The organism is Arthrobacter sp. 01T425, assembly GCF_056398725.1.
The window spans coordinates 1-22130 of record NZ_JBFTPY010000025.1 but is presented as its reverse complement, the minus strand read 5'-3'; the positions used below and the strand labels follow the sequence as shown (position 1 = coordinate 22130).

The window sequence follows — 22130 nt, the reverse complement described above, 5'->3', positions numbered from 1 at the left end:
GGCGCAGCCCTGCCGCCACAGATTGGGCGGTTCAGCCGCGCGCGGGCGTGGCGGGTCACAACGGCCCGTAAGATTTAAGGGACTTAAGCGACAACCAGACCCCACGGAATCCGGAAAGGACTGCACACGATGACGCGCGCTCCCTTCCGGCTGTTCCGCACAGGTCTGATCGGATCCATCATCGTGGCGCTGGCAGCCGGCGGCCACCTGGCTGGCGGCGGACGTCTGCCCGAGCCGGCGATCGTGACGGCGTTGTGTGCCGTGGCGATGGTCCCCGTGGCCGTACTGACCCGCGTCCGACTGTCCTTTCCGGCCCTGGCCGGCCTGCTCGGCGTAGGGCAACTGTGGCTGCACTGGTCCTTCGGCGCCTTGTCCTCAGGGGCGCCAGCGGCCCTCCAGGCCCGAATGGCTGCGGGTCATCCGGGCCATCCGGGCCATTCGGCGGCTGCCATTGCCCCGGCGATGCCCGACCCTTCCATGGCGGTTTCGGCGGCCGACATGGGCGGAGCCATGTTCGCCGCACACGCGATGGCGACGCTCGGCACGGCACTGTTGCTCGCCCGCAGCGAGCAGGCTCTGTCCGCACTTGCTTCCTGGCTGCGCCCACTCGTGCAGCTGCCCCAGCCCTCCGCCGCCGCGCCCCTGCGCGTCCCCCGCCCCCGCGCGGTCAACCTGGTCCTCCCCAAAGCCCGGGCTGGCCTTCGCCTGCCGGCCAGGCGCGGACCTCCGGAGCTGTCGCCCGCCGCCTGACATAAATCCCTTTCACATATGGACGGGGACAGCAGGTGGCCACCCCACTGCTACCGCCGGAAGGACAACGCACCGGACGGCTCCCCACCTGATATTTGTTAGTGAAAGGCACCCTTGCCATGAAGTCCCCCCTTCGCCGTACCCTCAAAACCGCCGCTGCCGCCACGATGACCGCGGGCCTGCTCGCCGCCGGCGCAGCAGCCGCCTCCGCCCACGTCCACGTCGACACCGATGATCCGGCCGCGGGCGGCTACAGCCACCTGACGTTCAATGTCCCCAGCGAGTCCGAGTCGGCCAAGACCAGCAAACTCGAAGTCACGCTGCCCACGGACACCCCGTTCACTTCGGTGTCGGTGAAGCCTGTCGAGGGCTGGAAGGCCGTCATCACCACGAGCGACCTGCCGAAGCCGATCACGATCGCCGGCGCCACGGTCACCAAGGCCCCGAGTTCCGTGGTCTGGACCGCGGACGAGGCCCACCAGATCGGACCGGACGAGTACCAGGCCTTCTCACTGTCCGTCGGCGTCCTGCCGGACGCGGGAACCACGGTGACGCTGCCGACGGCCCAGACCTACACCGATGGAACCGTCGTCAAGTGGGACGAGAAGACGGTCGAGGGCCAGGCCGAACCCGGGCACCCGGCACCCTCCTTCGTGACCACGGCCAAGGACGCCGACGCCCACGGCGCAGCCGTCCCCGCCGCAGCCACGACGACCGCACCCTCGGCGCCCCCGGCAGCGGCAGCGGGCATGTCCAGTGACGGCGGATCCGCCGCCGGCTGGATCGGGCTGGCCGCAGGGCTGATCGGACTGGCCGCGGGCGTCACCGCGCTGGTCCGCACCCGCCCGTCCAAGGTCCAGTAGTCCCGGCCAGCAGCCCGGACACAAACCCAGGCAAGTAGGCCGCCGCCGGAACTCCGGCCCGAGCGGCGACGGCGGCCCCGGACCCCCGGGGCCGCCGTCATACTTGACACCCCGGTGTGATCCCTGCCATATTTTAAAGCGTGAACCTGTCAGACAGCCGGACAGCAGGACAGCCATTGGCTCGCCTCAGTGCCGCCGAAGCCGTTTTTAACGTCCTCCGCACCGAGATCGAATCCGGCAGGCTCGGCATCGGCGCCAAGCTGAGCTCCGAGGCCACTCTTGCCCAGCAGTACGGCGTGAGCCGCTCCGTGATCCGGGAGGCCCTGCGCTCCTGCACCGCCCTGGGCTTGACGGTCACCAAGACCGGGCGGGGCACGTTCGTCGTCGCCAACCGCGTGGCAAAGGACCTGGTCCTGGGCCAATACTCGGCCCGCGACCTCACGGAGGCGCGTCCCCATATCGAGGTTCCCGCCGCCGGACTGGCTGCAGAACGCCGTTCGGCCGAGGAGCTGGCAACGCTGCGCGACATCGTCGCCGCGATGAGCGGCGAGGACGACCCCGAAGTCTGGGTGGGCCTGGACTCCAGCTTCCACGCGTTGATCGCGCGGGCCAGCCGCAACAAGGTCTTCGAGAACGTCGTCGCGGACATCCGGGACGCCCTCGCCCACCAGTCCGAGACCCTGAACATGGTGGCGGACCGCCAGCACGCGTCCGACGAGGAGCACCGGCGCATCCTGGCCGCGATCGAAGCCGGCGACGCGGCGACGGCGCGCATCGCCATGAGCCAGCATCTGCACGCCGTTGGCATTGCCCTCGACTCGATCCTCAACGCCTGACGTCAGGCGCCTGGTGCCTGGTTCCGTCAGCAATGCCGGAAGCAATCTGGTCAGCACCGGCAAAACCAGCACCAACACAGTGACCAGCCACCACAACCGCATCAACCGCCACCGCCAAAGGACGCAATGACTTCCCCTGCCCTCGACAACACCCCGACCCCGCTCGCCCCGGAGTGGCTGCCGCAGCACGTCCCGCTTGCGGTCCAGACCCGGGACGGGCTGGTCGAGAGTGTCCACTACGGCTCGGTCATCGCCACCGCAGCGGACGGCCAGATCCTACTCACTGCCGGGGAGCCCCTCGCCCCGTTCTACCCGCGGTCCGCCCTGAAGCCCCTGCAGGCCGTCGCCATGGTCCGCGCCGGGCTGGACCTCCCGGACGAACTGCTCGCCCTCGCCGCCGCCAGCCATTCCGGCGCAGCCAGCCACCGTGACGGCGCCCGGCGCATCCTGGAGCTGCACGGCCTGACGCCAGCGGACCTCGAGAACAGCACCGATCTCCCCTACGGCGCCCGCGAACGCGAAGACTGGCTCGGCGGCGGCGGCCGGGCCACCCAACTGACGCAGAACTGTTCCGGAAAGCATGCCGCCATGGCGGCCACCTGCGTCATCAACGGCTGGCCGGTCCAGGGCTATCTGGACCCGGCGCACCCGCTGCAGCAGCTGGTGGCCCAGACCGTGGCGGACCTCACCGGTGAAGACCCCCAGCGCACCACCACTGACGGCTGCGGCACCCCGCTCTTCGCGCTCACGCTGCGCGGCATGGCCCGCGCCTTTGGCCGCCTGGCCGCGGCTGCCGCGACCGGATCCGGCGAAGCGGAAGCCGCCGAAGCGGAAGCCGCCGTCGGCCGCGCCATGCGCCGCCACCCCGAGATGGTTGCGGGCGAGGACCGGGACGTCACCGCGCTGATGCGCCTGGTCCCCGGCCTGCTCGCCAAGGACGGCTTCGAGGGCGTCCAGCTGGTAGGCCTCCCGGACGGCCGCGCCCTCGCCGTGAAGGTTTCCGACGGCGGAGACCGCGCCCGGATGCCCGTCACCGTCCGGGTCCTGGCCGCGCTCGACGTCGACTCCTCCCCCTTGGCGCGCCTCGCCGCTACCCCTGTGCTGGGCGGCGGCCGGCCCGTAGGGCTGCTGCAGGCCACCGATTTCCTCGCTGACCCCAAGATCTCCCACGCCCCCAAAGACCTGTAAGGGACCGCCATGACCTCGCTCGACGAACGCGCAGAATTCCGCTCCGAACACGACCTCCTGGGCGACCGGGACGTTCCCGCCGGCGCCTACTGGGGCGTCCACACCCTCCGGGCCGTGGAGAACTTCCCCATCACCGGCCAGCCACTGTCCTCCAACATGCACCTGGTCCGCGGCCTGGCCGCCGTGAAACTCGCCGCCGCCCGCACCAACCACGAGCTCGGACTGCTCGACGCCGGGCGTGCCGCCGCCATCGGGCAAGCCTGCACCGAGGTCATGAACGGCAAACTCAGCGAGCAATTCGTCGTCGACGTCATCCAGGGCGGCGCCGGGACCTCCTCGAACATGAACGCCAACGAGGTCATCGCCAACCGGGCCCTGGAAATCCTCGGGCACCCGAAGGGCGACTACGCCCGGCTGCACCCCAACGACCACGTCAACCTCAGCCAGTCCACCAACGACGTCTACCCCACCGCGGTCAAGCTCGGCACGATCTTCGCGGCCCGGGAACTGCTCCAGGCCCTCACCGAGCTCGAAGACGCCTTCGCCGCCAAGGCCCTCGAGTTCCGCACGGTGGTCAAGATGGGCCGCACCCAGCTCCAGGACGCCGTCCCCATGACCCTCGGCCAGGAGTTCGGCACCTACGCCGTCACGATCGGCGAGGACCGGCTCCGCCTGGCCGAGGCCGACCTGCTGATCCACGAAATCAACCTCGGCGCCACCGCGATCGGCACCGGCCTGAACGCCCCCGCCGGGTATGCCGAGGCMGCCTGCCGGCACCTGGCCGAAATCACCGGCCTGCCGCTSRTCACGGCCGTGGACCTGATCGAGGCCACCCAGGACGTCGGCGCCTTCGTGCACCTCTCCGGCGTGCTCAARCGGGTCGCCGTGAAACTYTCCAAGATCTGCAACGACCTCCGRCTGCTCTCCTCGGGCCCGCGCGCCCGGGGCATCACCGCCAACACCGAACACCTTCGCCTCACCGTGGAACAATCCATCGGCCTCGTCACCGCCCTGAACCCGCAACTGGGCTACGCCACAGCCACGGCCATCGCCCAGGAAGCCCTCGCCACCGGCAAGGGCGTCGCGGAACTCGTGCTCGAACACGGCCTGCTCACCGACGAGCAGCTCACCGAACTCCTCAGCCCGCACCGCCTGGCCAACCTGAGCAAGTAGCGCCCCTCCGAACCCCGAAGGACCCCCATGACTTCTCCTGACACTGCCCGCGCCCAAAAACTGCCCGCTCAACAGCAGACCCAGCCACAATCCGCCGTCACCGACCACACCATTCCGGCGCATGCCCACGCCTCGGGAGCTGCGCTCCACGCCGAGGACCAGGGCTACCACAAGGGCCTGAAACCCCGGCAGGTCCAGATGATCGCGATCGGCGGCGCCATCGGCACCGGCCTGTTCATGGGCGCCGGCGGCCGGCTCGCCACCGCCGGTCCGGCCCTGATCATCAGCTATGCCGTCTGCGGGTTCTTCGCGTTCATGATCCTGCGCGCGCTCGGCGAACTCGTGATGCACCGGCCCTCGTCCGGCTCGTTCGTGTCCTACGCCCGCGAATTCTTCGGCGAGAAGGCCGCGTTCGTCACCGGCTGGCTGTACTGGCTGAACTGGGCCATGACCGCGATCGTGGACATCACCGCCGTCGCGCTGTACATGAACTTCTTCAAGAAGTACTGGGCGCCCATCGCGGACGTGCCGCAGTGGACCTGGGCGCTGGCGGCCCTGATCCTGGTCCTGGGCCTGAACCTGATCAGCGTCAAGGTGTTCGGCGAGCTGGAATTCTGGTTCGCGCTGATCAAGGTCGTGGCGCTCGTGTCCTTCCTGCTCGTCGGCATCTACTTCGTCATCTTCGGCACGCCCGTGGCCGGGCAGGAGGTCGGCTTCAGCCTCATCGCTGACAACGGCGGCATGTTCCCCAATGGCCTGCTGCCGGCCATCGTGGTGATGCAGGGCGTCGTGTTCGCCTACGCCTCGATCGAACTGATCGGCACCGCCGCCGGCGAGACCGAAAACCCCGAAAAGATCATGCCGCGGGCCATCAACACGGTGATCGTGCGCATCGCTGTGTTTTACGTCGGCTCGCTCGTGCTGCTCTCCCTGCTGCTGCCCTACAGCTCCTACAAGGCCGGCGAAAGCCCCTTCGTGACATTCTTCGGCTCCATCGGGGTCGACGGCGTGGACGCCATCATGAACCTCGTGGTCCTTACCGCGGCGCTGTCCTCGCTCAACGCAGGCCTTTACTCCACCGGCCGGATCATGCGCTCGATGTCCATTTCCGGTTCCGCGCCGAAATTCGCCGGCCGGATGAATAAGTCCGGTGTCCCCTACGGCGGCATCGCCCTCACTGCCGCAGTGGCTGTCCTGGGCGTGATCCTGAACGCCGTGGTCCCGGCCGAGGCCTTCGAGATCGTCCTGAACGTCGCATCGCTCGGCATCATCAGCACCTGGGCCATGATCGTCCTGTGCCAGATGCAGCTCGCCCGGCTCGCAGCCCGCGGAGAACTGCTCCGGCCCGCGTTCCGTATGCCGGGCGCACCCGTCACGGGCTGGATCACCCTGGCCTTCCTCCTGGCGGTGCTGGTCCTCATGGCCTTCGACTCGCCAGTCGGAACGTGGACCATCGCCTCCCTCGCGGTCATCATCCCGCTGCTGATGCTCGGCTGGCGCCTCTGCCGGCACCGCATCCTGGAGATCGCCGCCGTCCGCGACGGGTTCACCGGCCCGTATCCGCTCGTGGCCAACCGACCCGTGCGTGGGACCGGCGGGGATTCGGAGTAACATCCCGGCAGTCCGGGTCCGCGTAACGCAACGTCCCCGCAACCTCTCCTGCACGTGGTTCGCATATGCTCAGCGGACAGACTCAACATGGCTCAGCGACGAACCACCCGGGAGACAGCTCATGACCAATTGGCGGATCAGGGATTTCCATTCGGCCGATCTTGACGGGATCCTGCACCTCTGGGAATCCCTCAAGGCCACCAACGTCGAGCCGGTCTACGCCCTCTCCGAGGTGCTCGCCTCCTGCGAAAAGGACCACGCCGTCGTCGCTGTGCAGGGCGAGCAGGTGGTGGGCGCCGCCGTCGGACGCGCCGCCCACGACCAGGGCTGGATCGTCTTCCTGGCCACCCTGCCCGATTACCGGGGCCGCGGCATCGGCACCTCGCTGCTGGCCTCAGTCGAGAACCGGATGGCCCCGCACGGGCTCAACAAGCTCTCGGCCCTGATGCCCGAATCCGAAACCCGGGTGGAGGCCTTCCTGAGCCGCGGCTTCGCCCTGAAGAAGAACCTGCGCTACTTCGAGCGGAAAATCCCGGTCCAGCGCCAGGAACTCGAGCCGCTCAGCCAGCTCGGTGGCCGGATCCTGGCCCGCGACCTCTGGGAAAACGTGGCGGGCATGCGCAACGAGAAGGAGCTGCTGGAACGCCGGCTGGTCCTTCCCCTCGCCGAGGCCGACCTCGCCGACGAATACGGGGTGGTGCCGCCCCGGGCGGTGGTCCTCTTCGGCCCGCCCGGTACGGGCAAGACGACCTTCGCCAAGGCCATCGCCTCCAGGCTGGAGTGGCCGTTCGTGGAGGTCTTCCCCTCCCGGCTGGCCTCAGACCCCAAGGGGCTGGCCGGTGCGCTGCGCGAGACCTTCCTGGAGATCGCCGAACTCGAGCACGCGGTCGTGTTCATCGATGAGGTGGAGGAGATCGCCTCCCAGCGCTCCGGCGAACCGCCGTCGCCCCTGCAGGGCGTCACCAACGAACTGCTCAAGATCATCCCGGCCTTCCGCGAACAGCCCGGCCGGCTGCTGGTCTGCGCCACCAACTTCATCCGCGCCCTGGACTCCGCATTCCTGCGCCACGGCCGCTTCGACTACGTCATCCCGATCGGCCTGCCGGACCGCCAGGCCCGCGAGGCCATGTGGCAGCGCTTCATCCCTGCCACCGTGGTGGACGACGTCGACGTCGAGCTGCTGGTGGACCGCACCGAGGGGTTCTCCCCCGCGGACATTGAGTACGCGGCCCGCAGCGCCTCCCAGCGGGCGCTGGAAAAGGCGGTGTACGACGACGGCGGCGCGGCGTCCGGCGGCAGCGCCTCAGTCCGCGAAGCCGTCCGGAAGGGTCCGGCCACCCAGGACTACCTCGACGCGATCGCCGACACCCGGACCACGGTCAGCGCCGAAGTGCACCAGCAGTTCCTGGAGGACATCGACGACCTAGGCCGGGTGTAGGGGAAGCAACGCGGGGTCAGTTGCGGCCCATGTTGGGGCTCTGCATGGGCGCCAAGTGACCCCGCGTTGCAGTCATGGCCGAGCAGTCATTGCCTAGTGGAGGCAGCGTGATCCTGTTTCTCACCATTGTGAGCGGCCTGGCCTGGACCGTGGTCTACGTCGATGCCATCCGGATCGGTTTCAAGGACCGGAGCTACGCGATCCCGGCCGCCGCGCTGGCCCTAAATTTCGCCTGGGAGGCCATCTACGCCATGCGCTCCATCGCGACGGGAATCACCGCCCAGGGGGTCTTCAATATCGCGTGGGGACTGGCCGACGTCGTGATTGTGTACACCTTCCTGAGGTTCGGCCGCTCCGAGCTGCCGGGCTGGGTGACGCGGCGGCTGTTCATCGGCTGGGCGCTCCTGCTGGGCGTCACGTCCTTCGCGGTCCAGCTGCTGTTCGTCGTCCAGTTTGGCTGGGACGACGCGGCCCGCTACGCGGCGTTCCTGCAGAACCTGCTGATGTCCGGGTTGTTCATCGCCATGTTCGCCGCCCGGGGCGGCACCCGCGGCCAGACCCTGCTGATCGCCGTGGCCAAGTGGGTCGGCACCCTCGCGCCCACGATTGCGCTGGGCTGGTACGGCAACTCGCCCCTGATCCTGGGCGTGGGGGCGCTCTGCAGCGTCTTTGACCTGGTGTACATCGGCCTGCTGTGGCGGGCCCGGCAACCGGGAGCCGCTAGAGGGTGACGACGATCTTGCCCTTGGCGTGGCCCTGTTCGAGCGCGGCGAAGGCTCCCCCAATTTCCGCGAACGGGTAGGTGCGGTCCATGACCGGCTGCACGTGGCCGGCGTCGACGAGGGCCGCCAGGGTGCGCAAATCATCTCCGCTGGGGTGCATGAACAGGTAACGGTAGCTGGCCTTCGCCTTCCGGGCGCGGCGGCGGATGCCCATGCTCATCAGCCAGAACGCGGCGGTGATCATCGGCGGCGAGCCCAGGTCTTTCGTCGCGGTGAGCGGCTCGGGAACGCCGGCGATGGATACCACCCTGCCGCCGGACTTAAGAATGCGGAAGGAATCCCTGAGGGTCACGCCGCCGACCAGGTCCAGGACCGCATCGAAATCATGCAGTACCGCGGAGAAGTCCTCCCGGTTGTAGTCGATGACGGCGTCCGCCCCCAGCCGGCGCACCAGCGCCTCGCCGCGGGCCGATGCCGTGGTGGTGACCTGGGCGCCGAGATACTTGGCGAGCTGGATGGCGAGTGTTCCCACCCCGCCGGCGCCGCCGGAGATGAAGAGCCGGGTGCCACGGCCCACGGCAAGTTCATCGCGGAGGACCTGCAACGCCGTGAGCCCGGCCAGCGGCAGTCCTGCGGCCTCGGCGAATCCGAGCGACGCCGGCATGGCGGCCACCAATTCCTGCTGCACGCACACCAGCTCGGCGAAGGCTCCAAGCCTGGCCTTGTCCACCCGGGCGTAGACGCGGTCGCCGATGGAAAAGCGGTTGGGCCCGGGTCCGATTGCTTCCACCGTCCCGGCGAGTTCGCAGCCGGCAACGATCGGCAGGCGGACATGGCTGATGGGCCGGAGCGCGCCCCCGCGGAACTTGAAGTCCACCGGGTTCAGCCCGGCCGCGGCAACCTTGATCCGGACGTCACCCGGGCCGGGCTGGGGAACCGGAACATCCCGGAGTTCCATGGCGTCCGGGCCGCCGTAGCGTGTGAGGACGTAGGCGCGCATGCTCAGTCCCGCGCGGACCCGGTGTCGCCGGCCGGAGCATCTCCCGGCGCAGCTTCCGCGTCTGCTGCAGCGGCCGTTGCCGGGGCGTCTGCTGCTGCCGGGGCGTCATAGGAGAGGAACTCGTAGTCCGTGTCATCCGCCTCGTCGAGCATGTCGTCGAGTTCGTTCAACAGCCAGGGATTGATCCGGGCCAGGATTTTCCGGGTTTCCTCGACAGGAACGGCGGCGTAGAGCACCGGGCGGGCATCGTCGTAGCGGGTGACCGGGGGCTTGTCCGGCCACTTCTCGGCCAGCGCCTTGACCCGTTCGGGCAGCGAATTGTGCGCGTTGTCGGCAATCTTAACGAGCGTGGCGTCGTGGTCCTCGGCGATGTACCGGATGCCGGCCTGGTAGTCGTCCGGATTCTCATGCAGGCGCTTCGTGACCCGCTCGATGATGTCCGCGGCACGCTCGGAGACCCCCATGTCCAGCAGTGCCTGCCGCGTCATCGGGGTGTCCTCCGCGATGTCGTGGAGGTACCCGGCGATCCGGATGTCGTCGTCGAAGTCCGCCAGGGCGTCCCCGACGGCGAGCACATGTTCCCGGTATGGCCGCTTGAGCTTGTCCTTCTGGCGGTTGTGGGCCACCTCGGCCAGGACCTTGGCTGTCTCGACGGTGAAGCGGGGCTGGGCGTGTGCGGGCTCGGTCATGAATCCAGCCTACGCGCCGCGGCTGTCCGTCCCTGCCCGGAGGCCGGTTCCCGGATGCGCCCCCTTGTGCGCTCCCGGTACCCCGGGCCACACCCAGGGCTCGCGGGGCAGAGCCGCCGGGTCGAAGGCGGCGAGGACTTCGTCGAGGCGGCCCGGCGGGAGGCCAAGGGAGTCCAGCAAAGTGTCCCGGACCTGGTCCGCGCCCACCCCGGCCAACGCCAGGTCGGCGAGCGTGACGGCGCCGTCACGCTTGGCCAGCCGGGCGCCGTCGGCGTTCAGTACCAGCGGCACATGCGCATATTCCGGAACAGGCATATTGAGCAGCGACGCCAAATAGGCCTGCCGCGGCGTGGACGGCAGCAGGTCATCGCCGCGGACCACCTGGTCGATGCCCTGCGCGGAGTCGTCCACCACCACGGCCAGGTTGTAGGCGGTCACGCCGTCGTTGCGCCGGAGCACGAAGTCGTCGACCACCCCGGTGTAACTGCCGTGGAGCACGTCCCGCACCGTCACCTCGGCCACGGTGGAGCGGAGCCGGACAGCCGGCGGCCGGGCGGCCCGTTTGGCCTCGCGCTCGGCGCCGCTGAGGTTCCGGCACGTTCCCGGGTAGGCGCCCAGCGGAGCGTGCGGTGCCGAGGGGGCCTCCTGGATTTCGCGGCGGGTACAGAAGCACTCATAGGTCAGGCCGGCCGACGTCAGCTCCGCGATCGCCCCGTCATACAGGTGCTCACGCTCCGTCTGGCGCACGACGCCGCCGTCCCAGTTCACGCCGATCGCCGCCAGGTCGCGGAGTTGCTCGGCCTCGGCGCCGGCCCGGGCACGGTCCAGGTCCTCCACCCGCAGCAGGAACCGCCGCCCCGTGGACCGGGCGAACAGCCACGCCAGGATGGCCGTCCGGAGGTTGCCGACATGCAGTTCGCCGGAGGGACTGGGGGCGAAGCGGCCAGCTGAGGTCATGGGATAAGCCTATGCGGAGCAGCACAAGAGCCCCTCAGCTACCGATGACTTCGGGAAATCCGGCGTCGGTGGCTCAGGGGCTCTTGCCGCGAGTGCGTTGTGCGGAATGACGATGCGTGAACAAGAGTCAGTCAGCGGCTGGTTCCTTGCGGGAGCCTCGTCCGGGGTCCGGGTGGTGTGCCGGGATGTCCGTAGCCTTCGGGATCGTGGCGGTGGCCTCGTCCCCTTGTTGTCACCATTTGAGCAGAAGCCCTACAGTTGGTGCAACGGACCGGCCCCAGAGTAGTCAATCTGATCAATCACAGCCCGGACCCCGAACAGGAAGTGGTCATTTTGCAGGAGCTTGACGCGACGGACCGGCGGATCCTCGCCGCGCTGGACGAAGATCCCCGCGTGCCGGTCATGGTGCTGGCGCAGAAGCTGGGCCTGGCCCGCGGCACCGTCCAGTCCCGCCTGGAACGGATGTCGGCGTCGGGCGCGCTCCGGCCGAACAGCAGCCGGGTGCTGCCGTCCGCCCTGGGCCGCGGCGTGGCGGCCGCGGTCAGCGCGGAACTGGACCAGAGCCACCTCAACGAGGCAATCGCCGCCCTGCGCAACATCCCTGAGGTGCTCGAATGCCACGCCCCGGCCGGCGACACCGATCTCCTGATCCGGGTGGTGGCCAAGAGTCCGGACGATCTCTACCGCGTGTCAGAGGAAATCCGGCTGTGTCCCGGAATCGTCCGGACCTCAACGAGCATGTTCCTGCGCGAGGTCATTCCCTACCGGACCACGGGACTGCTCGGCGCCTGAGCAGGCGGACGCGTCTAGACCGGCGGCCCGGCGTTGGCCTTCAGGTTCTTCATGACCAGCGTTGACGTCAGTCGCTCGACGCCGGGCAGCGAGGTCAGTTCACTGTCGTAGAAACGCTGGTAGGAGGGCAGGTCCTCCGCGATGACCTTGAGCAGGTAGTCCGGCGACCCGAAGAGCCGCTGGGCCTCGACGATGTTGGGATTGCCGGCCACCCGGCTCTCGAAGATCTCCATGGTGGAACGGTCCACCTGGCGCAGGGTCACGAACACGATCGCCTCGAAACCGAGCCCCACCGCGGCCGGATCAATGTCCGCCCGGTAGCCCCGGATGATCCCGGCGGCCTCCAGATCCCGCAGCCGGCGGTGGCACGGGGCCACGGTCAACCCCACCTTGGCCGCCAAGGCCGTGGCAGTCATCCGGCCGTCCGATTTGAGGTAACGCAAAATACTTCTGTCAATGGCGTCAATCACGCAATTATCTTACCCAATAGCGGTGATTCTTCAGTAAATAAGCGAGCACTTCCCGGCCGAATTTGCCTAGAGTTTTTCTTGTACCCGCCACGGGGTGCCGCATTCCTGGAGCCCGCCATGAACCCCCAGCTTTTCCTCGCCTTCCTGGTTGTCGCCGTCGCCCTGGCATGCACCCCCGGCGTCGACTGGGCCTATTCGATCGCGGCCGGGCTCCGGCAGCGCAGCTTCGCGCCCGCCGTCGCCGGTCTTTGCGGGGGCTACGCCCTCCACACGGCGTTGCTTGTGCTGGGCCTGGCGGCACTGCTCGCCGGGATGCCCGGCGTGCTGGGCTGGCTGACCGCGGCGGGCGCCCTCTACCTGCTGTGGCTGGGCTTCAGCACCCTGCGGTCCTGGCGCGGGGCCAGCTTCAGCACCGGTACCGCTGCTCCCGGTGCCGCCACACCCGCGAGCCAGTTCCGGGTCTTCCTCCAGGGCATGGGCATCAGCGGGATCAACCCCAAGGGCCTGCTGTTCTTCGTGGCCCTGGTGCCGCAGTTCGTCAGCCCTGACGCCGCGTGGCCGGTTCCGGTCCAGTCGGGTCTGCTCGGGCTGACCTTCATCCTGCTCGTGGGCGTCATCTACAGCTGTGTGGCACTCCTGGCGCGGAAACTGCTGCAGGCCAGGCCGGGCGCAGCGCGCCAAGTGACGCTGGCCAGCGGGATCATCATGCTGGCCCTGGGCGCCTTGCTGCTCGCCGAGCAGATCGTGCCCGCCCTCAGCGCAGCCATGACGCACGGGTGAGGGCGCGAATCCGCCCTGGGGCTACTTGCGCTGCATGTACCACTCGGTGAAGGACGACGCGCGGCCGTCCGCGGTCAGTTGGATGACCCACAAGTTGTCATAGCTCCGGCTGTTGCCGCGATACGTCGTCAGGCCCTGCACAAACGCCCGGCCGCCGTCGACCCCCAGCAGCTTCCATTCAAACATCCAGTCATCCGGCTCATCACGCCCGGCAAGCCAGTGCTCCACGATATCGTCCCGGCCCTGCCATGGTTCGGCTTCCTGGGGGCTGGTCGCATAAATGGCGTCCTCGGTAAACAGCGCCCGGATGTCCTCCGGATCGTTCGTCGTCCACGCTGTGATGTAGTGCTGCATCCAGCGCTCCACCGCATCTCTCATGCCTCGTTTGTACTCCCCGCCCCAGGGGCCCGCAAGAGTAGTGGATACGTGGATTTGGCCGCGATCGGGCGTGGAAGCCCGTCAGTCGTCGTCAGCGCGCCCGTACTCGCGGTCCCAGAGTTCGTGCATTTCGGCGTCTTTGCGGATGGCTTTCACGGCCTCCAGCTGTGCCGGTTTGTGTCGCTGCCAGTCCCGGCCGCCGAGGGTCTTGCGGCCCGCCTCGAGGAGGAGCAGGGCGGTGTCCGTCAGCGCGTCGCTGCGGAGGGTGAAGTCAGTCTTCCTGCGCCGCAGGACTTCCTGCAGGGCCGAACGGGAAGCGGTGTAGGCGCCGAGCCTGCGCAGCGACCGGGCACGCACCAGCAGCAGCGCCGCGGACAGATCGTCCGCGTTCAGCAGGCCCTCGGTCTCTGCCACCACGTCGACGTCGCGTCCCAGCTCGGCCTCCAGCGAACAGCGCGCCAGGGCGAGCGGCAACGACGGCGGCAGGCCGGCCAGCGCCGCCAGCGCCGCCTCCGTCTGGCCGGTCTCGCGCAGGGAATGGGACAGCGCCAGGAACACGGCCTCCTCGGAGAAGAGCACCGGAACCTCAATCCGCTCGGCCACCTCCACCCTGGTGACCACGCCGGCCAGGTATTCGCCGGCGTAGCGGTTGGCGTCCTCGTCGTTCCGCAGTCTCAGGCCGTGCTGCAGGAGTTCGGACGCGCGCAGGTGCCCGCCGTGGGCGTACGCCAGCAGCCCGGCCATGAGGTAGCACACCCCCGCCCAGCCGGGGTAGGAGCGGGCCAGGGTTATCAGGCGGTCAGGATCGGTGCTTCCGAAGACGGCGGAGTGCACGGCTTTCATCCTCTTGGCGGAGGTCCGGCCCCCTACCCTGCCCAGCCGGGGCACCCCGCCTTCGGCGGCCAGCGTCCCGGGTGCCCGGCCCGCCATGAGTCCGGCCACCGCGCCGCCCACGGTGCCGGCCAGGCCGCGGACGGGTGTCCGGACCACTACCTTGCGGTAGGGCGTCAGGTCGCGGGTGTCCGTGTACGGCCTGCGCTGGCCGTCGGGACTTTCGCCGTCAGCAAGCTGGCCAGCGGGAATGCGGCCGTCAGGAATTTGGGGGGCGGATTCGCCAAGTCCGGCGCTCATTCCCCCATGGTAGTAGGCTCCGGCAGGCCGCTGCTAGGCCGCCGAGGCCACCCAGAGGCCGATCACCCAGGTGCTCGCGGCGAGGCACGCGAGGCCGAATTCCACGATCATGCCCAGGCCCGTGGCCTTCAGCGCGGCCCAGCTCGAGGCCACTGCGGTGCCGAACACGCGGGTGCGCAGCAGCTCGCTGAGCAGGAGCCCGGCGGCGAAGCCCACAAAGAGCCCCACCACGGGGATGACGAACATGCCGGCCACGCCCAGCACGAGGCCCACCACCACGGAACGGCTCGGGATGCTGTGCTGCTTGAGCTTCCGGCCGGTCAGGACGGTGCTCGCGGCCAGGCCGGCCAGAACGAAAAGCATCCCGATCCCGAAGACCACCCAACCGGTGGTCCCGGCGCCGCCCCACAATGCCCAGGCAAGCAGGCTCGCCCCGATCAGGATGCTGCCGGGCAGAACGGGAATGATCGTCCCGGCAACGCCCACCACGATGGCGAGGCCGCAGAGCACTGTCACGACAATCTCGGGGTTCATGGCCCCAGTCTATGGCCGGGCCCGGGGCTGCCGTTGACGGCCCCGGGCCCGGAATGCCGGCGCCTAACTTCCGGACGGAGGGCTGGTTGATTCCCGCCGAACGACAGCGGCGGCGCTCCCCCCTCAGGGAAGCGCCGCCGTCGTCGTCCGGTGTCGGATGCCTTCTGACGCGGCCTGCTACTCGGCGGCCACCGCCGCGGCGACTGCGGCGGAGACGGCCGGGGCCACGCGCGGATCCAGCGGGCTGGGCACGATGTAGTCCGCGGAAAGGTCGTCCTCGGCCAGTTCCGCGATGGCCCGGGCCGCGGCGAGCTTCATGGCCGGCGTGATCCGGCGGGCGCCGGCGTCGAGGGCGCCGCGGAAGATGCCGGGGAAGGCCAGGACATTGTTGATCTGGTTCGGGAAGTCGCTGCGTCCGGTGGCGACGACGGCCGCGTACTTGCTCGCGACCTCCGGCAGGACTTCCGGGTCCGGGTTCGACAGGGCGAACACGATCGAGCTGTGGTTCATCAGCTTGAGGTGCTCCTCGTCCAGCTTCGAAGAGGAGACCCCGACGAACACGTCGGCGCCGAGCAGCGCCTCCCCCGGGCCGCCTGTCACGCCACGAGGGTTGCTGCGGGCGGCGAGCTGGGCCTTCTTGCTGGCCGGATCGGCGGCGATGTCCGCGCGGTCCTTGTTGATGGTGCCGCGGGAGTCCAGGAGGACGACGTCGCCGATTCCGGCCGTCAGCAGGATTTCGGCGACCGCGATCCCGGCGGCCCCGGCGCCGGAGACCACCACACGCAGGCTGTCGAGGGTCCGGCCGGTCACCTTGGCGGCGTTGGTCAGGGCGGCGAGGACGACGACGGCGGTGCCGTGCTGGTCATCGTGCATGACCGGGCAGTCCAGCGCCTCGATGAGTTTCTCCTCTAGTTCGAAGCAGCGGGGCGCGGCGATGTCCTCAAGGTTGACGGCGCCGAAACTGGGGCGCAGCCGGACAAGTGTCTCGATGATTTCGTCGACGTCGGTGGTGTTGAGGACCAGCGGGATGGAGTCGAGTTCGCCGAAGGCCTTGAACAGCGCGGACTTGCCCTCCATCACGGGCAGCGAGGCGCTGGCGCCAATGTTGCCCAGCCCCAGCACGGCCGTGCCGTCGCTGACCACCACCACGAGGCGCTGGGCCCACGTGAGCGTCTTGGCGAGCTCCGGGTTGGCGTGGATGGCGCGGCTGACCTGGGCGACACCGGGCGTGTAGGCGATGGAGAGGTCGCGCTTGCTGGCAAGCGGGACGGTGCTGGAAATCGACAGCTTGCCGCCCTCGTGGGATGCGAAGATTTCCTCGTCGCTGAGCACGGCTACTGGCTCAGCCGGGGAGGTGGAATCGGCGGGAATGATCGTTTCAGTGGACACGTCGTTGTCTCCTGGGGCTCACCGTGGGCGCACGGCTCATGGAAGCTCAAGCAAGGATGCTCAAGTTGGTCTGGCAGGGGCGGCGGCGACCAGAGGTGGCGGTCGCCGGTGTTTCCCCGATTTGCCGGCATCAGCCGGCTCCGGTCCAGCAATGGTAAACAGGGCATCGCGCCCGTTACGCCCGCGGGGAGCGTTACCCACCCGTGGTGAAACGTTTCCTCTCCAGAATATGTGACCCGGATCACGCGCGGGAGGGCATATTCCGGGCCGCTGGTCTAGACCAGTTACGCGGCCTGCGGGGTCCGCTGCAGGAGGGAACAGGCCTTCTTCAGGTCCTCCTCCGCTTCGAAGAGGGACAGCCGGCGGCAGCGGACGGCCTGGACCAGGCCCGTAACCGTCAGCAGCAGGACCCGGGCCACGGCCGGGTCGCCGCACGCCGCCGTGACTGCCTTCTCGGCCGTCGCATCGATCTCGCGCAGCAGCCGCGTTGTGTCGTTGTCCTTGACGTAGACCGCCCGGTTGAGGGACTGCTCCACGGCGGGCTGCATCAGGCGCATGTGGAAGATCTCCATCACCACTCCCGCGAGGGCCTGGGCCGCGACCTTGCCGGCCGCCGGCGAGCTCCCCGCGAGCAGTTCGCCCAGTTGCTTGCGGTACAGCGCCAGGACCAGCTGGGTGGCCGACGGGAAGTAGCGGTACAGCGTCCCCAGTGGCACGTCCGCCTTGGCCGCCACCTCGGACAGGACCACGGAGTCCAGGCCCTTGCGGGCAAACCCCGCGGCAACATCTAGGATCCGCACGTAACGGAGCCGCTGCCGGGGCAGAGTGGGTGGAGGGGCCATCGGTGGAAGATCTGAGTGAAAATCAGGCATCAGCAGCGTTCCGGGGGTCGTTTTTCTCGGCAGCCGGGCGCGATCCGCCCACCGCGCTGCCGCGGCAATTGCCGTCCACTATACGCCACGAATCCGGGCGCCCGGCGAGGAGACCGGGGCTCCGAGGCCCCCTGCACGGAACGCGGGCGGCTCAGTCCACGCCCTTGATCTTCACCACGAACACGGCCCCCAGGAGCCCAATCACGGCGGCCGCCAAGTACAGCGCCACATAGCCGCCCCAGAAGGCAACAAAGGGGTACGCGATCAGCGGGGCGAGCACTTGCGGCAGCGAGTTGGCAATGTTGATGACGCCAAGATCCCTGCCCCGGTTCAGGGCCGTGGGCAGCACCTGGGTAATGAGGGCAAAATCCACCGCCAGATAGCAGCCGAAGCCGATGCCGAGCACGGACGCGCCGACCAGCGCACCCGGCCAGGTGGGCGCGAACGCAAGAATGAGGGAGGCTGCGGCGATCACGGCGGAAGAGATGATGACCAGCGGCTTCCGGCGGCCCAGGCGGTCGCTCAGCCGGCCGCCGACCACGCTGGTGATGATCACCATGACGGCATACAGGCCTGTGAGGATCAGGACGCCAAACTCGGGCTCGATACCCTGGGTTTCGCGGACGCGGACGGCGTCGTTGAGGAAAAACAGCAGGTAGAGGGTGATCATATGGTTGCCGATGTTCACCAGGAGCCGTGTCAGCCAGGCCCAGGCAAAATCCGGATGGCGGGCCGGGGAAATCCAAAAACCCCGCACAAAGCCGCCCAGACTGAACGGCGGACGGGCCTGCGCAGGCAGCGGAACGTCGTCGTTCTTGAAGTAATAGAGCACGACGCCGGCGAGCAGCGCCACCGCGCAGACAACATACCCCGCGGCGAAGTTTCCGGCGACGGCGGCGGCGATCACCGCCCCTGCCAGGATTCCCGCTGTCTGGCCCATGGCGGCAAGGCCGCCGACGGTGCCGCGCTGGGGTACCGGCACGCGGTCCGGGATGGCCGCCGTGATGGCCGCATAGGCGCCGTTGCAGCCGGCCTGGACGAGGCACCAGAGCAGCGTCATTGCGGCAACGCCCGGGGCGCCGGCCAGCGCGATCAGGGCCGCGGCACCCAGGACGGCACCAAAGAGCACCCACGGCACCCGCCGCCCCCGGCGCGCGGTGGTCCGGTCGCTGAAGGCGCCGAAGAGGGGGTTGGCCACCAGGGACACGGCCGCACCCGCACCCGTCACGAGGGCGAGGATGGCTTCCTTGTCCGGTTCGCTGAAGGCTGCCGCCTGTTGGCCGAGGAGCACCTGGAGCGGGCCGAAGAATGCCGCGTTGATGCCGACGTTGACCAGCACCACCCCTGCCGTCCAGACAGGCCGGACGCGGCGTTCGGGTTCGGCGAGCGCCGGCGCGGTGGTATCGGACATGCTCATGGCTCCCCCTGGAACTGATGATCAGGCATATGTATCAGTGCGCAGCCAGACTACCGGGACTCGGCAGATCTGGGCGCAATGTGCGAGTCTCGGTCATGAAACACGCTGCCAACCCGCTCTGCCACGCCATCCGGTTAACACTCAAGGAGTCACTGTGAACGCTTCCGCCCTGAATACCGCAGACCTTTACGACGAGCGCGGCGGGGAGCTGGAATCCGTGTCGGTGCAGTTCCAGTCCCTGGGCGGGCACACGCATTTCAGCGGGCCGGTCCGGACTATCCGCTGCTTTGAGGACAATGCGCTGGTCAAGTCCGTGCTGGCCGCTCCCGGCCACGGCTCCGTCCTGGTGGTCGACGGCGCCGGTTCCCTTCGCACCGCACTGATGGGGGACATGATCGCGGCGAGCGCCGTCGCGAACGGCTGGGCCGGCGTCGTTATCAACGGTGCCATCCGGGACCGGCTCGCCATCGCGGGGCTGCCGCTCGGGGTCAAGGCACTGGGCAGCAACCCGCGCAAGAGCGCCAAGGACGGCGCCGGGGCAATCGACGTGCCCCTGGAAATCGACGGCGTGGCCATCCGCCCCGGCGTGATGATCTGGTGCGATCCGGACGGGATCCTGGTCGAACGCTAAGGACTTTCTTCTCCCCGAGGTAGTGGCGGGAACAATTCAGCCAGTAACATAGTTACTGAAAGCAACTATCCGCTTAATCCCCCACTTCACCTTGGAGCAGTCATGTCCAAAACCACCTCCGTGCGCGCCGCGGGAGAGGTCCTGACCCACCGTCAGACCATCACCGTCATGGTGGGACTCATGCTCGGCATGTTCCTGTCTTCGCTGGACCAGACGATCGTGTCCACCTCGATCTACACGATCGCCAACGACCTCGACGGCCTCTCCCTGCAGGCCTGGGCCACCACCGCCTACCTCATCACCTCCACGGTGAGCACGCCGCTCTACGGCAAGCTCAGTGACATCTTCGGGCGCCGCCCGCTGTATCTCATCGCCATCGTGATCTTCCTCGCCGGTTCGCTCTACGCCGGCTCGGTCCACTCAATGACCGAGCTCGCCATTGCCCGCGGCATCCAGGGCATGGGCGCCGGCGGCCTCCTGGCCCTCGCCCTGACCATCATCGGCGACATCGTGCCGCTCAAGGACCGGGCCAAGTACCAGGGCTACTTCATGTCGGTCTTCGGCATCTCCTCCGTCCTGGGCCCGGTGATCGGCGGCGCCTTCGCGGGCACCGAAACCGTCCTCGGGATCGACGGCTGGCGCTGGGTGTTCCTGATCAACATCCCGATCGGTCTCGCGGCCCTCACGGTGGTGTTCATGTACCTGCACCTCCCCGCCAAGCACGTGAAGCAGAAGATCGACTACTGGGGCGCCGCGGCCATCACGCTGGCCATTGTGCCGCTCCTCCTCGTGGCCGAACAGGGCCGCACCTGGGGCTGGAGCTCCGCGAACTCCTACCTCTGCTACGCACTCGGCGTCGTGGGCATCATCGCGTTCCTGCTGGCCGAACGGCACGCCGCCGACTACGCGCTGATCCCGCTCCGGCTGTTCCAGAACATCACCTTCGGCCTGTCCTCGCTGCTGAACTTCATCATCGGCATCGGCATGTTCGGCGCCATCGCGATGCTGCCCATGTACCTGCAGCTGGTCAAGGGCCTGACCCCCACCGAGGCCGGCCTCATGATGATCACTTTCACCGTGGGCATCCTCACCGGCTCCATCACAGCGGGCCGGACCATCTCGGCCTCGGGCACCTACCGGATCTTCCCGATCCTTGGCACCGCAACGCTGACGGCGGCCGCCGTCGTCATGGGCCTCTCCCTCGGCGTGGACACCCCGCTGTGGGTCCCCGGCGCCATCGCCGTGTTCTTCGGCCTGGGACTGGGCTTCTGCATGCAGCCCCTGACGCTGGCCATGCAGGTCTCCGTGCCCTCGAAGGACATGGGCGTGGGCACTTCCTCCGCCGCGTTCTTCCGTTCCATGGGCGGCGCGGTTGGCACGGCAGTGTTCATCTCGATGCTTTTCAGCCTCGCGGCGGACAAGATCGCCACGGGCATGAAGGACGCCGCGCAGAATGCTGACTACCTCAAGGTGCTCAAGGATCCGGCCGTGGCCGCCGACCCGGCCAACGCCCAGCTCTACGACTTCTTCAAGAACGGCGCCAGCAACGACTCGCTCAACGACACCAGCTGGCTGCACACGGCCAACTCGACGCTCACCCGTCCCATCGTCGAGGGCTTCGCGCAGTCGATCGACGCGGTCATGCTCACGGCCGCCGTGCTCACCGGCATCGCCTTCCTGATCACGTTCGCCCTGCCGAACAAGAAACTCACGGACCCGAAGGCGGTTGCCCGGGAGGGCGCCGTGGCCGCCGCCCACTAGGTGTACTGCCCAGGGACGTTGGTTCGGTGAATGTGATGACTCGCTGGAGTCGTTGACCTAAAGGTGAGGACCTCCGGTTGCACGGTGGAGTTGCTTAGACAACCGCTGCAGCGACCAGGAGGTCCTCAATGTCCCACGCTAATGCCGCTTTGACTCCACGCCAACGTTTGCGCGTCGCGCGTCTGGTCGTAGACCACGGCTGGCCGGTGTCCCGGGCTGCCGAACAGTTCAACTGCGCCTGGCCCACGGCCAAACGGTGGGCGACCCGCTACGCCGCGATGGGTCAGGACGGCATGGCCGACAGGTCCTCGCGCCCGCACCGGGTGGCGAACCGGACACCGCAGCAGCTGGTGCGCAAGGTAGTGCACCTGCGCTGGAAGCGACGGCTGGGGCCGGTCGCGATCGGCGCGAAGCTGGCCATGCCGGCCTCGACCGTGCACGCGGTTCTGGTCCGGTGCCGGCTGAACCGGCTGCACCACGTGGACAAGCGCACCGGGGAGGTCATCCGCCGCTATGAACATGAGACTCCTGGAGCGATGATCCACGTCGACGTGAAGAAGCTCGGGAACATCCCCGACGGCGGCGGCTGGCGCTACGTCGGGCGGCAGCAAGGAGACCGGAACCGGGCAGGAACCCCGGACAAGGCGCGCAGCAGACACCGCGGGCCACTGATCGGGACCGCCTATGTCCACACCGTCATCGACGACCACTCCCGGGTCGCCTACGCAGAGATCCACGGCGATGAAAC

General features: G+C 68.4%; 23 protein-coding genes. 13 read left to right on the top strand and 10 right to left on the bottom strand.

What is annotated here, in order from left to right; translation table 11 throughout:
• The first annotated feature begins 129 nt into the window (after positions 1-129).
• From AC1DNG_RS19925 to AC1DNG_RS19890, 8 genes are all read left to right on the top strand, one after another.
• Positions 130-750, top strand: a complete 621-nt coding sequence (locus tag AC1DNG_RS19925) for a hypothetical protein (protein WP_476851859.1) — start codon at positions 130-132, stop codon at positions 748-750.
• 119 nt (positions 751-869) lie between these two features.
• A complete protein-coding gene (locus tag AC1DNG_RS19920) occupies positions 870-1613 on the top strand; it encodes a YcnI family copper-binding membrane protein (protein ID WP_476851858.1) in 744 nt (247 codons plus the stop codon).
• A gap of 140 nt (positions 1614-1753) precedes the next feature.
• Positions 1754-2449, top strand: coding sequence for a FadR/GntR family transcriptional regulator (locus AC1DNG_RS19915; RefSeq protein WP_476851857.1), 696 nt, complete (start codon positions 1754-1756; stop codon positions 2447-2449).
• Positions 2450-2575: 126 nt separating this feature from the next.
• Complete coding sequence (locus AC1DNG_RS19910; RefSeq protein WP_476888080.1) at positions 2576-3637, top strand: asparaginase; 1062 nt, start codon at positions 2576-2578, stop codon at positions 3635-3637.
• Positions 3638-3646: 9 nt separating this feature from the next.
• A complete protein-coding gene (locus AC1DNG_RS19905; protein WP_476888079.1) occupies positions 3647-4810 on the top strand; it encodes an aspartate ammonia-lyase in 1164 nt (387 codons plus the stop codon).
• Positions 4811-4837: 27 nt separating this feature from the next.
• Positions 4838-6421, top strand: coding sequence for an amino acid permease (locus tag AC1DNG_RS19900; RefSeq protein ID WP_476857715.1), 1584 nt, complete (start codon positions 4838-4840; stop codon positions 6419-6421).
• Positions 6422-6542: 121 nt separating this feature from the next.
• On the top strand, positions 6543-7859 hold the full coding sequence (locus tag AC1DNG_RS19895; RefSeq protein ID WP_230008091.1) for an ATP-binding protein: 1317 nt from the start codon (positions 6543-6545) through the stop codon (positions 7857-7859).
• 107 nt (positions 7860-7966) lie between these two features.
• A complete protein-coding gene (locus tag AC1DNG_RS19890) occupies positions 7967-8590 on the top strand; it encodes a transmembrane-type terpene cyclase (RefSeq protein ID WP_476888078.1) in 624 nt (207 codons plus the stop codon).
• On the opposite strand, the gene AC1DNG_RS19885 is transcribed toward AC1DNG_RS19890, so the two are convergent.
• The 3 genes from AC1DNG_RS19885 to gluQRS are packed head-to-tail and all read right to left on the bottom strand — an operon-like array spanning position 8580 to position 11227.
• Positions 8580-9581, bottom strand: a complete 1002-nt coding sequence (locus AC1DNG_RS19885; RefSeq protein WP_476888077.1) for an NADP-dependent oxidoreductase — start codon at positions 9579-9581, stop codon at positions 8580-8582. The genes AC1DNG_RS19890 and AC1DNG_RS19885 overlap by 11 nt on opposite strands.
• Positions 9582-9583: 2 nt before the next feature.
• Positions 9584-10270, bottom strand: a complete 687-nt coding sequence (locus tag AC1DNG_RS19880) for an HD domain-containing protein (RefSeq protein WP_476888076.1) — start codon at positions 10268-10270, stop codon at positions 9584-9586.
• Between the two features lie 9 nt (positions 10271-10279).
• Positions 10280-11227: a tRNA glutamyl-Q(34) synthetase GluQRS gene (gluQRS, locus tag AC1DNG_RS19875; protein WP_476888075.1), complete on the bottom strand. Its 948-nt coding sequence runs from the start codon at positions 11225-11227 to the stop codon at positions 10280-10282.
• A 333-nt stretch (positions 11228-11560) separates the two neighbouring features.
• On the opposite strand from gluQRS, the gene AC1DNG_RS19870 reads away from it, so the two are divergent.
• The gene (locus tag AC1DNG_RS19870; protein WP_176803545.1) at positions 11561-12019 is read left to right on the top strand and encodes an Lrp/AsnC family transcriptional regulator; all 459 of its coding nucleotides are present in this window, start codon (positions 11561-11563) and stop codon (positions 12017-12019) included.
• Between the two features lie 14 nt (positions 12020-12033).
• Here the strand turns inward: AC1DNG_RS19870 and AC1DNG_RS19865 are convergent, their stop codons facing one another.
• On the bottom strand, positions 12034-12489 hold the full coding sequence (locus AC1DNG_RS19865) for an Lrp/AsnC family transcriptional regulator (protein WP_079555658.1): 456 nt from the start codon (positions 12487-12489) through the stop codon (positions 12034-12036).
• Between the two features lie 117 nt (positions 12490-12606).
• On the opposite strand from AC1DNG_RS19865, the gene AC1DNG_RS19860 reads away from it, so the two are divergent.
• Complete coding sequence (locus AC1DNG_RS19860) at positions 12607-13269, top strand: LysE family translocator (RefSeq protein ID WP_028277561.1); 663 nt, start codon at positions 12607-12609, stop codon at positions 13267-13269.
• A 21-nt stretch (positions 13270-13290) separates the two neighbouring features.
• On the opposite strand, the gene AC1DNG_RS19855 is transcribed toward AC1DNG_RS19860, so the two are convergent.
• From AC1DNG_RS19855 to AC1DNG_RS19830, 6 genes are all read right to left on the bottom strand, one after another.
• On the bottom strand, positions 13291-13647 hold the full coding sequence (locus tag AC1DNG_RS19855; protein WP_028277562.1) for a nuclear transport factor 2 family protein: 357 nt from the start codon (positions 13645-13647) through the stop codon (positions 13291-13293).
• 81 nt (positions 13648-13728) lie between these two features.
• Positions 13729-14778, bottom strand: a complete 1050-nt coding sequence (locus AC1DNG_RS19850) for a hypothetical protein (protein WP_476888074.1) — start codon at positions 14776-14778, stop codon at positions 13729-13731.
• 33 nt (positions 14779-14811) lie between these two features.
• Positions 14812-15312, bottom strand: a complete 501-nt coding sequence (locus tag AC1DNG_RS19845; RefSeq protein WP_476888073.1) for a DUF456 domain-containing protein — start codon at positions 15310-15312, stop codon at positions 14812-14814.
• A gap of 177 nt (positions 15313-15489) precedes the next feature.
• On the bottom strand, positions 15490-16683 hold the full coding sequence (locus AC1DNG_RS19840; protein ID WP_374208206.1) for an NAD(P)-dependent malic enzyme: 1194 nt from the start codon (positions 16681-16683) through the stop codon (positions 15490-15492).
• Between the two features lie 302 nt (positions 16684-16985).
• Positions 16986-17543 (bottom strand): TetR/AcrR family transcriptional regulator, encoded by a 558-nt coding sequence (locus tag AC1DNG_RS19835; RefSeq protein ID WP_476857711.1) that lies wholly within the window; start codon positions 17541-17543, stop codon positions 16986-16988.
• Between the two features lie 181 nt (positions 17544-17724).
• The gene (locus AC1DNG_RS19830) at positions 17725-18990 is read right to left on the bottom strand and encodes an MFS transporter (protein WP_476888072.1); all 1266 of its coding nucleotides are present in this window, start codon (positions 18988-18990) and stop codon (positions 17725-17727) included.
• 154 nt (positions 18991-19144) lie between these two features.
• Between AC1DNG_RS19830 and rraA the strand changes: the two genes are divergently transcribed.
• The 3 genes from rraA to AC1DNG_RS19815 form a co-directional block, all read left to right on the top strand.
• On the top strand, positions 19145-19621 hold the full coding sequence (rraA, locus tag AC1DNG_RS19825) for a ribonuclease E activity regulator RraA (protein ID WP_223914960.1): 477 nt from the start codon (positions 19145-19147) through the stop codon (positions 19619-19621).
• A 102-nt stretch (positions 19622-19723) separates the two neighbouring features.
• Positions 19724-21382 carry an MDR family MFS transporter gene (locus AC1DNG_RS19820; RefSeq protein ID WP_476888071.1) on the top strand — a complete coding sequence of 553 codons (1659 nt, stop codon included), beginning with the start codon at positions 19724-19726 and terminating at the stop codon, positions 21380-21382.
• Positions 21383-21510: 128 nt separating this feature from the next.
• The coding region (locus AC1DNG_RS19815; protein ID WP_476888070.1) for a helix-turn-helix domain-containing protein at positions 21511-22130 on the top strand (620 nt) is incomplete at its 3' end.